At 74.8% G+C, this 9,921-nt stretch carries 9 protein-coding genes; 4 read left to right on the top strand and 5 right to left on the bottom strand.

All coding sequences use genetic code 11. The features are described from left to right. Positions 1–39 precede the first annotated feature (39 nt). The gene (locus Q5530_RS11965; RefSeq protein WP_415362241.1) at positions 40–1,380 is read left to right on the top strand and encodes an amidase; all 1,341 of its coding nucleotides are present in this window, start codon (positions 40–42) and stop codon (positions 1,378–1,380) included. Positions 1,381–1,475: 95 nt separating this feature from the next. Here the strand turns inward: Q5530_RS11965 and Q5530_RS11960 are convergent, their stop codons facing one another. Continuing rightward, complete coding sequence (locus tag Q5530_RS11960) at positions 1,476–2,153, bottom strand: glycoside hydrolase family 11 protein (protein ID WP_415362240.1); 678 nt, start codon at positions 2,151–2,153, stop codon at positions 1,476–1,478. 311 nt (positions 2,154–2,464) lie between these two features. Then, positions 2,465–2,986, bottom strand: coding sequence for an OsmC family protein (locus Q5530_RS11955; protein ID WP_415362239.1), 522 nt, complete (start codon positions 2,984–2,986; stop codon positions 2,465–2,467). Between the two features lie 140 nt (positions 2,987–3,126). Between Q5530_RS11955 and Q5530_RS11950 the strand changes: the two genes are divergently transcribed. After that, positions 3,127–3,915 (top strand): MOSC domain-containing protein, encoded by a 789-nt coding sequence (locus tag Q5530_RS11950; RefSeq protein ID WP_415362238.1) that lies wholly within the window; start codon positions 3,127–3,129, stop codon positions 3,913–3,915. Here Q5530_RS11950 and Q5530_RS11945 read toward each other — a convergent pair. After that, a complete protein-coding gene (locus Q5530_RS11945) occupies positions 3,899–4,699 on the bottom strand; it encodes an alpha/beta fold hydrolase (RefSeq protein ID WP_415362237.1) in 801 nt (266 codons plus the stop codon). The genes Q5530_RS11950 and Q5530_RS11945 overlap by 17 nt on opposite strands. 345 nt (positions 4,700–5,044) lie before the next feature. On the opposite strand from Q5530_RS11945, the gene Q5530_RS11940 reads away from it, so the two are divergent. Together Q5530_RS11940 and Q5530_RS11935 are read left to right on the top strand one after the other, a co-directional pair. Then, a complete protein-coding gene (locus tag Q5530_RS11940) occupies positions 5,045–6,889 on the top strand; it encodes a glycosyltransferase (protein WP_415362236.1) in 1,845 nt (614 codons plus the stop codon). A 70-nt stretch (positions 6,890–6,959) separates the two neighbouring features. Then, positions 6,960–8,432 (top strand): class I adenylate-forming enzyme family protein, encoded by a 1,473-nt coding sequence (locus Q5530_RS11935; protein ID WP_415362235.1) that lies wholly within the window; start codon positions 6,960–6,962, stop codon positions 8,430–8,432. Between the two features lie 15 nt (positions 8,433–8,447). Here Q5530_RS11935 and Q5530_RS11930 read toward each other — a convergent pair whose 3' ends face one another. Further along, complete coding sequence (locus Q5530_RS11930; protein ID WP_415362234.1) at positions 8,448–8,813, bottom strand: aminoglycoside adenylyltransferase domain-containing protein; 366 nt, start codon at positions 8,811–8,813, stop codon at positions 8,448–8,450. Next, positions 8,810–9,874, bottom strand: a complete 1,065-nt coding sequence (locus tag Q5530_RS11925; RefSeq protein ID WP_415362233.1) for a serine hydrolase domain-containing protein — start codon at positions 9,872–9,874, stop codon at positions 8,810–8,812. Before Q5530_RS11925 ends, Q5530_RS11930 begins: the two co-directional genes overlap by 4 nt. Positions 9,875–9,921: the final 47 nt, after the last annotated feature.

Below are 9,921 nucleotides of genomic sequence, written 5' to 3'. Positions count from 1 at the left end.
GAGAACACCGCGTCCTGCTCGCCAGAGGAGATCCGCACCATGGCCGATCGCCCGATCACCTCGTGGTCCGTCCGCGAGCTGGCCCACGCGGTGGCGTCGGCCGAGCTGTCGCCCGTGGAGCTGGCCGAGGCGTTCCTGGAGCGCGCCGAGCGGGCCGAGCCGGTCGTGCGCGCCTTCGCGCACCTGGACCCGGAACTCGTGCGGCGGCAGGCGGAGCGGGCCGCGGCCGAGGTGGTGGCGGGCCGGTGGCGCGGCCCGCTGCACGGCGTGCCGATCGGGGTGAAGGACATCGTCGACACCGCCGACATGCCCACCAGGTACGGCTCCCCGGTGTGGCCGGACATCCACCCGGCGCGGGACGCGGCGGTGGTGCGGCGGCTGCGCGAGGCGGGCGCGGTGGTGTTCGGCAAGAACACCACCCAGGAGTTCGCGGTGGGCATCGCGTGCGCGCCGACCGCCAACCCGTGGGACCCGCGCCGGGTGGCCGGCGGTTCCAGCGGCGGGTCGGCGGCGGCCGTGGCGGCGCGCGAGTGCGCGGCCTCGGTGGGGTCGGACACCGGGGGCTCGATCCGCATCCCGGCCGCGTTCTGCGGCGTGGTCGGCCTGCGCCCGACCGGCGACCGGGTGCCGCACGACGGCGTGTGGCCCGCCTCGCCGACCCTGGACCGCGTGGGCCCGATCGCGCGGACGGTCGACGACACCGAGCTGCTGTTCCGCTGCCTCGCGGGCCTGCCGTCCACCTCGGACTTCCCCGTCCGGGGTCTGGCGGGCGTGCGGATCGGCGTGGTGACCGACTGGCTGGCCGAGTCGGACGACGACGTGCGGGACGTGGTGGCCGAGGCGATCGGCCTGCTCGGACGGGCGGGCGCCCGGCTGGTCGAGGTGACCGCGCCCGCGATGGACCTGGTCGGCCCGGCCTACCGGGGCGTGGCGCTGCACGAGGTGGCGGCGGCCCACCGCGCGGGCGCCGCCCGCGGCCTGCTGGACCACAACCCGGCCATCCTCGGCGCGGTCGCGGTGGGCGGCGGCGTGGACGAGCGGGCGCTCTCGGCGGCCCGGGACGCGGTGGCGCGGATCGGCCGCGCCTGGGACGCGCTGTTCACCGGGCACGGGCTGCGGCTGCTCCTGTCGCCGACCGTGCCGTTCACCGCGTGCACGCCGGTCGACCTGCCGGTGCTGGAGATGCGGGCGGGCAGCCTGACCATCCCGCTGAGCCTGTCCGGCCTGCCCGTGGTGAGCCAGCCGGTGGGGTTCGCGAACGGGTTACCGGTGGGGATGCAGTGGATCGGCCCGCGCGGGGCGGACCTGGAGCTCCTCGCGGCGGCCCGCGCGTACGAGGGGCTGACCGACTGGCACACCGCGGAACCGCCGGTGGGCTGACGGCCGACGGCGCCGTGGCGCGGCGACCGCACCGCCGCCGCGCCACGGCGCTCGTCCAGCTCGTCCCGCTCGCTCGTCCGGGAGGGGACTCCCGGTCAGCTCACCGTGATGTTGGAGTTGCCGCTGCTCTGGTACCCCTCGGTGGCCATGATCATGTAGTAGCTGAAGTTGCCCAGGCGCATCCCGGCGCGCGACCACGCGTCGAAGTGGTTGCCGGTGGTGATGGTCCCGCCGACCTTCTTCTGCTGCCGGGTGCTCCAGAACTGGGGGAAGGTCTTGGTGCCCTCGACGGACGGGGCGTTGTACCGCATCGTCTGGTACATGTCGTACGTGCCGCCGTCGCTGGTGACCGTGCCCTTGTGCGTGCCCGTGGGCCGGTAGTTGCCCCAGCTCTCCACGATGTAGTACTCCACGAGCGGGTTCGACGTCCAGCCGTAGAGGCACAGGTAGCCGTTGCCGGACGGGTTGAAGCTGCCCGAGTAGCGCACGGTCCGGCGGCTGCCGTTGCTCCAGCCCTTGCCGGCCACGAAGTTGCCGGTGTTGCGCCACGTGGTGCTGTACTGACCGCCGGAACCCATGGTCATGGAGACCGTTCCGTTGGCGTCGGTCCAGAACGAGTAGTAGTAACCGTTGTGGTTACCGGTCTGGTTGTTCGTGACGGTCTGGGCCTGGGCGGTGCCCGGCAGCACCAGCCCGGTCGTGGCGAGTGCCAGGGCGCCGGCACCACCCACGAACAATCTGCGGCTGATCTGCGGGATGGGTGCGTCGTCCATGTGCATGCTTCCTCCTCGTTGAGGCCGGCGGCGGACCGGGCAGCGTGATAGACCTCGGGAACCGACCGGTGGTCACCCCACCCGCGTCGACGCGGTGATCCAGGTCTATCGATGCGCAAAGCATCGAACCGACTCCGCTGGGTTGTCAACGGTTTCCGAAAGTTTGCGAAACACCGTCCCCGCAAGGATTTTCGGAGGAAATACCGGACTCGATTTCTCCCCGTTGTCGGGTGAAATCGCGCTGTACCCCGACGCGCGGAAAAGGCGGGGAAGGGCGTCCCCCGCCTTTTCCGCTCGACCTCCGCCGGACCTCAGGCCAGCTCGATCTCCACCGGCACGGCGTTGCGCAGCGTGTGGCCGACCGGCGACGTGGCGACCACCCGGCGGTGCAGCTCCTCCAGCTCCGCCCGCGGCGCGGGGGAGTCCAGGCGGACCCGGGCGGTGATCGAGCCGAACCCGGCGTGGCCCTCGGCGAGCCCGAGGAACACCCTCAGGTCGACGTCGCCCCTGAGGTCGACGGTGAGCCGGTCGACGGCGATGCCGGCGGCGGTGGCGTTGGCCGCGTACCCCACCGCGAGGCAGTTGCCCAGGGCGCTCAGCAGCTGCTCGACCGGGTTGGCCGCGGTGTCGCCGCCGCCGAGGGCGGCGGGCTCGTCGGAGTGCGTGGGGGCGAACCCGCGCACGCGCGCCTCGGACCGGAACCCGCCGGTCCACGTCACGTGCGCGGCCCAGGTGGTGGCGGCCTTGGCGTCGTCCTGGCGGATCGCCTCGACGAGGCGGCCGACGGCCTCGATGTCGACGTCGTTGAGGGTGTGGCTGACTTCCGCGGTCATCGGTTCGCTCCCGGTGGTAGTGGCTCCCGGCAGCAGGATCCCGCCGGTGGGGCGCGCGGGGAACCCCGACCGCACCGTGGGAAGCGGTGACCCCCCGGGTGGTCCTGTGCTATGCCGCCGCACGCCGGTACTTTGGTCGGGTGGCGACCGTGCGCGCGTTGGCGTCCTACCCGATCAAGGGCTGTGCCCGGGTCGCCGTGGACCGCGCCGAGCTCACCCCGACCGGACCGCCCCACGACCGGCTGTTCGCGGTGGTCGGGCCGGAGGGGCAGACCGTCTGGCAGGGCGAGGCGCCGCTCCTGGCCGTGGTCCGGGGCCGGGTGCTGGAGGAGGGCGCGAAGCTGGAGCTGAGCGCGCCCGGCGCCGACGACCTGGTGCTGGACGTGGCGGTGGACGGGCCGGTCCGCCCGGTCGACGTGGAGAAGTGGCCGGGGACCGGGGTCGACCAGGGCGACGAGGCGGCGGAGTGGCTGTCCGGGGTGATCGGCCGACCGGTCCGCCTGGTGCGCGAGCCGGCTCGGGCGAGCCGGGCCCGCGACGGGGTCGACCCGACCGCGCTGCTGGTCGTCTCGCTGTCCTCATTGGACGGTTTGAACGCGCGGATCGCGGCGAAAGGCGCGGATCCGGTGCCCGTGGAACGGTTCCGGCCCAACATCGTGATCGACGGCTGGCCCGAGCCGCACACCGAGGACCGGGTGGGCCGGATGGCGGTCGGCGGCGCCGAGATCGGCTTCGGCGAGCTGGCCATCCGCTGCGCGGTCACCCTCGTGGACCAGTCGGCCGGGGTGCGCGTGGGCCCCGAGCCGTTGCGCACGCTGGCCGACTACCGCCGCGAACCCGACGGCGTCAGCTTCGGCCTGAAGGCGGTCGTGCTGACCCCCGGTGAGGTCGCGGTCGGCGACGAGGTCACCGTCACCGAGTGGCGGTGACCGACCCGCCGGGGTGTTCCCCGCGCCCCGCCGGTCCCGGCACGCCGGACTCCGCGAAGATCCCGTCGAGCACCCGCGCGAACGCGCCGGGCCGGACCAGCGGGCCCAGGTGGTCCATTCCCGGCACTTCCCGCAACCGGCCCGCCGGCAGCTCCGCGTGGGCCGCCGCGAGCGACTCCCCGGTCACCACGACCGATCCGGCGCCGCGCAGGAACACCGTCGGGCACCGCACCAGCGGCAGCGCTTCCCGCCACGGGCAGGAGATCGCCGTGCGGAACAGCCGGGCCTCCACCTCCGGGGCGCAGCGCAGCCGCACCCCGCCGCCCGGGTCGGGGGCCAGGCCGGAGTCCAGGTAGTCGTCGAGGACCTCCGGCGCGAGCAGGGACAGGGGCGGCCGGGAGGAGTAGCGGGCGTGCGCCTCGGCGCGCGAGGGGAACACCGCGCGCCGCCGGGCGGCGGCCTCGGCGAAGGCGGGGTCGTCGTGGGTCGCCAGGATCGGCTCGAAGCAGACCAGCAGGTCGAACGTGCCGGGCGCGCGGGCCTCCGCCAGCAGCAGGGCCGTCCCGCCCAGCGAGTGGCCCACGCCGATCAGCGGTCCGGGACCGAGCGCGCCGGCCGCGCCGAGCACGTCGTCGGCGAACACGCCCCAGTCGGCGTCCGCGGGCAGGGGCGGCGCCTCGCCGTGGCCGCGCAGGTCCGGGGCCGCCACGCGCAGCGGTGTCGCCAGTCGCGTCGCGCAGGACCGCCACACCAGGCCGGTGAAACCCGCCGCGTGGCAGAACAACGCCGTCCGGGCGGGGGCCGCCCCCGCGTCCCGGTCGAGCAGGAGGCAGGGCTTATACCGGGGACCGGTGGTGCCGGCGACGTCCTGCACGGTGTCCCTTCGGAAGTCCGATTCGGGTGCTGGCGCACGCGGTGAACCGCCCTTACGCTCAGCGCCGGAACGATCCAGCTCACCCTCCCGGGAGGGCTGCGGTCACCGGTTTTCCGCACGGCCACCGCCGAACCCCGGCGCTGTCGGTCCCACCATAGTGGAACGGGCGGCGGGTGAGGCGGAAGGCGCCGCCCCGCACGACCCCGGTGGCGTGGAGCTCCGACCGGTCGGACCGATCCCGACGCCGCGGCGGAGGTGGCGCGCGGGCACCCGCCCCGACCCCGCGCTCGAACGGCACGGCGACGTGCCGCGTCAGGTCGATCCCCCGTCGGTGGAGGGCGCAGCGTGAACCCGTTCCCGGTACCCGGTCTGGTCTCGGTCGTCATGTTGGTCAGGAACCGCCTGGAGTACACCCGCCGGGCGCTGGCGTCCCTCGCCCGCGCGTCCGGTGACGTCGAGGTCGTCGTGGTGGACAACGGGTCGGACGACGGCACCGCCGAGCACCTGGCCGGGCTGGACCTCGGCCACCCGCTGGTGGTGCTGCGCCACGAGGACGACCGCGGCGGCAGCGAGCGCCGCAACGTCGGCGCGGCGGAGGCGCGCGGCGAGTTCCTCCTCTTCCTCGACAACGACGTGGTCCTGGACGACCCGGGGGTGGTCGAGGTGCTCGCCGCCGAACTCGCCGCCGACCCCGGGCTGGCCGCGGTGTCGCCCCTGCTGCTCTACCCGGGCGAGGGGGAGCTGGTGCAGTGCGCGGGCGGTGGTTCGACCGCGGACGGGCGCATCGGTTCGATCGGGCGCGGCCGGCCGCTGGGCGAGGAGCACCGCGCGCACCGCGAGCAGACCTGGGCGCCCACCGCCGCGCTGATGGTCCGGCACACCTCCTTCCGGCGGGTCGGCGGTTTCGACGAGGCGTTCGACCCGGTCTCGCTGTGCGAGGACGTCGACCTGTGCTGCCGCCTGCGCGCCGACGGCGAGCGCATCCGGTACGTCGGGTCGGTCGCGGTGCGGCACTTCGAGGGCACCACGTTCAACCACGTCGGCCACGACAAGCTGCCGATCTGGAAGCGGCACATGCGCGTGATCCGCGGTCGCTGGGCCGACCTGTTCGCCGCCGGACCCGCGCACCCGCCCGAGGACCTGGAGTGGGCACCGGTCGAGAAGGACTACACCGACCTGGACCGGCCGCGCGTGTCGGTGCTCGCCGACCCGGCCGCCGCGTCGGCCGACCTCAGCTTCTTCGCCAGCGACCGGGTCCTGGCCACCGCCGGTCCCGCGGACGTGCGGGTCGTGCTCGTCGGCGCGGGCGCGGGTGCGGTGCCCGCGGTGCCCGGCGTGCGGGTGGTCGGCGTGGCGGATGCCGACCTGGGGGCCCGGCTGTCGGCCGCCCGCGCGCACGGCGCGCCCTGGGCGCTGGGCGACGGGACCCGGCTGGTGGAGACGGTGCCGGCGGAGGGCGTGGTGGTGCTCGCGCCCGATCCCGACGCGGTGCTGACCGCGCTGCGCCGGGGACTGCACGTGCTGCTGGACAAGAATGCCGTGGCCGATCTCCCGCTGCTGGTCGAGGCCGCGCGGCGGGCTCCCGGCCGGTGCGCGGTCGACCTGCCCCTGGCGCACCACCCGGAGCTGACCGCGCTGGGCAAGGCGATCACCGAGGGGCGGGCCGGGGTGCCGACCTCCTTCGCGGTGCGCCTCGACCGGCCGGAGGTCGCGGGTCGGGACGTCGTCGCCGAAATCGGGCCGGACGTGGTGGACGCGGTCGAGCGGGTGCTCGGCGCGCCGGTGACCGGGGTGCGCGAGGTGGTGGCGACCCGTGGCCGGGCCCGCGCCGCGGTGGTGTCCGGTGGGGTCACGGGGACGGTCGAGGTGGGGTGGGGTGAGCCGCTGTGCCGCGTTTCGGTCACGGGCACGGCCGGCGCGCCGGCTGCCGAGCTCGCCGCGCCGCCGGTGAGCGGGGCGTACGTGGACTTCCTCGGCGCGTTGCGTGGCGGACCCGCGCCGCTGACGGACCTGGACGCGGTCGACGGGTTGTTCGGCGTGGTGCAGGAGTGGCGGGCGAAGGCCGCGGCGCTGCTCGCGGGCGGGGAACCGGGGCGGTGACCCCGCCGCGCGTGCGCGGGACCTTCCCCCACCCGGGTCCCCGGGCGGGCCGGAGCAGGAGGGCAGTGGGATGAACCTGGTCGAGGCGTTGCGCGCCGGAGCCGCCGCCGGCGGGTGGCTGGACCGCCCGGCCTACGAGGTCGACGGCACCCTGCTGACCCACGCCGCCGTGTACGACGGGGCCGCGCGCGTGGCGGGCGGCCTGGTCGAGGCGGGCGTTCGGCCCGGTGACCGGGTCGCGCTCGTGCTCGACGACGGGACGGACTTCGTCCTGTCCTTCCTGGGCGCCGCGCACGCGGGCGCGGTGGCGGTCCCGGTCAACCCCCGGCTGCACCCCGACGAGCTGCGCCAGGTGGTGGGCTCGGCCCGGCCCGCGCTGGTCGTGTGCCGACCGGAGGACGTGCCGCGCCTGACCGGGTTCCGCACGACCGGGTTCGCCGACCTGGCCGGGGCGCGGCCGGTGCCGGTCGTGCCGCGCGCCCTCGACGACGAGGTGTACGCGACGTTCACCTCCGGGACCACCGGCGTGCCCCGGATGTGCCCGCACCTGCACGGCGACCCGCCGATCGGCTTCCGCTCGTTCGGCTCGGCGGGGCTGGGGCTGGGTCCGGGGGACGTGGTCCACTCGGTGTCGAAGCTGTACTTCTCCTTCGGGCTGGGCAACTCCCTGCTCTACCCGCTCACGGCCGGGTGCCGCGTGGTGCTCAACCCGGACCCGCCGCTGGTCGACGACGTGCTGGCGATCGTGGACAAGTACCACGTCACCGCCCTGTTCGCGGTGCCGACGTTCTACGCCCGGCTCATCGCCCACCCGGGCGGCGAGCGGCTGGCGGGCCTGCGCATCGCCTCCACCGGCGGCGAGGTCCTGTCGACCTCGCTGGAGGAACGGCTGATGGAGGTGCTGGGCGACCGGCTGCTCAACAACATCGGCGCCACCGAGGTCGGTCAGGCGTTCGCCGCCAACACCCCGACCGCGCGGCGGGTGGGCACGGTGGGCCGGGCGCTGCCGCCGTGCGAGGTGCGCGTGGTGGACGAGCGGGGCGATCCGGTCGAACCGGACGTGGTGGGCCGGCTCCAGGTGCGCGGGCCGACCGTGACGCTCGGGACCGGGGACGACGGCGCGCCGGTGCGCACCCGGGACTGGTACGCCACCGGCGACCTGGCCTCGCTCGACGCCGACGGCTTCCTGCGCGTCACCGGCCGGCTGGACGACATCGAGAACGTCGGCGGCATCAAGGTCCACCCGCTGGAGGTGGAGCACCTCCTGGTCGGGCACCCGCTGGTGCGGGAGGCGGCGGTGTGCGCCGTCGCAGACCGGGACGGGGCGACCCGGTTGCGCGCCTACGTGGTGCGTGCCGATGTGGCTCGCGCCGACGGGCCGGCGGACGACGCGCTGGCGGAGGAGCTGATCGCCTCGGTGCGCCGGGACCTGACGGCCTACAAGGTGCCGCGCGAGGTGGTGTTCGTGCCGGCGCTGCCGCGCACCGGCTCGGGCAAGCTGCGCCGGCACGTGGTGCGGGAGTGGCGCGCCGAGATCGGCTGACGCGGGCCCGGGTCTTCACCGCGGCCTCAGCTCGTCGATGCGGGCCGGCCCGGCGTCGACGGGCGGGCGCACCTGCGCCCTGAGCCCGTCGGGCCAGGTCTCCTCGCCGCAGTGGCGGGTGAGGTGGAGTTGCCGGGCGTGTGCGAGGACCGGTCGGTGCCCGGGTGCGGGCCGGGGGAGCGCCCACCCGGCGGCGGCGTCCTGGGACCCGACCTCCCCGGTGGCGAGGGTGGTCCGGACCCGGGCGGGGGTCGGCACGACGTCGCGCGTGCCGCCGGGGAGGTCCCGGAGCAGGTCGGGGAGGCCCGCCACGCCGGTCCGGACCACGTCGGCGGAGGGGACCTCATCGCACGAGCAGCCGGGGGGAGGCGTGCGGGTCACTTCGTGATGGTGGTCATCATGGTCCGGCCGAGGTCGGCGACGTCCGGTGCGGGTCGGCTGCCCAACACGGCGACGACTGCCCGGTCGAACCGGGAAACCCCGAAGTAGACGGGGAACCCGTGCACCGAACCGGTTTGCCAGATGGTCGTGGACAGGCTCCTGCCTGTGGTGCGGAAGCCGTAACCCTGTCCGTTGCCGGCGGCGTCGGTGACGATCTTCGCGATGTCCTTCTTCCCCAACAGGTCGAAGCCCGTGATGTCCGTGACGTCCGTGTCGCCGGAGATCAGGAACTCGCCCCACCGCACCAGGTCCGGCCCGGTGGAGACGAGCGCCCGGTCGGCGTACCGGACCGGGGTCGCGGCGACGTCGGCGGTCGGGGGACCGACGGCGCGCAGGACCGGGTCGACGGCGTCCCAGTCGGCCGTGGTGGAGGTCATGCCCAGCGGGTCGAACAGGACGCGTTCGAGGTGCTGCCCGTACGTCTCGCCGGTGACGTGCTCGATCAGCGCGCCCAGGACCACGTAGCCGGAGTTGCCGGGCTGCCACGGCGAGTCCGGGTCGTGCACGAGCGGCAGGTCCTGCAGGTGGCGGACCAGGTCGAGGTGGGAGGATCCGACGACCGCCGGATCCTCCTCGGCGTAGTCCGGGATGCCGGAGGTGTGCAGGAGCAGTTGCTCCACGGTGATCGGCTGCCACTCCGGCACGCACGTCGGCAGGTGCGAGCACACCGGGTCGCTCAACTCCAGCTCGCCCCCGCGCGCCAACAGGACCACGGCCACGGCGGTGAACATCTGGGTCGCCTCACCGATCCGGAACCGGGTGTCGAGGGTGTTGGGGCGTCTCGTGGCGGGGTCGGCCTCGCCGTACGCCTCGGAGAGGTGCTTCTCGCCGTACCAGCGGATCTCCGCGACACCGCTGAACCCCTCCTGCTTCAACCGCTGGTGGAACTCGTTGAACCGCTCCGGCATCTGCCTTTCCTCGAGGGTCAGGTTGTCCGGCTCGGGGGTGCCGCAACCCACGAGCAGTGGCACCACCAGCAACAGCAGGAGCAGACGTCGCATGGGGCCAGTGTGACGGATGGCCGGTGCGTCCTCCCACGGGCCCGGCT

This window comes from Saccharothrix sp. BKS2 (assembly GCF_047689505.1).
Lineage (GTDB): Bacteria > Actinomycetota > Actinomycetes > Mycobacteriales > Pseudonocardiaceae > Actinosynnema > Actinosynnema lopnurensis.
This window is presented reverse-complemented; position numbering and strand designations above follow the sequence as displayed.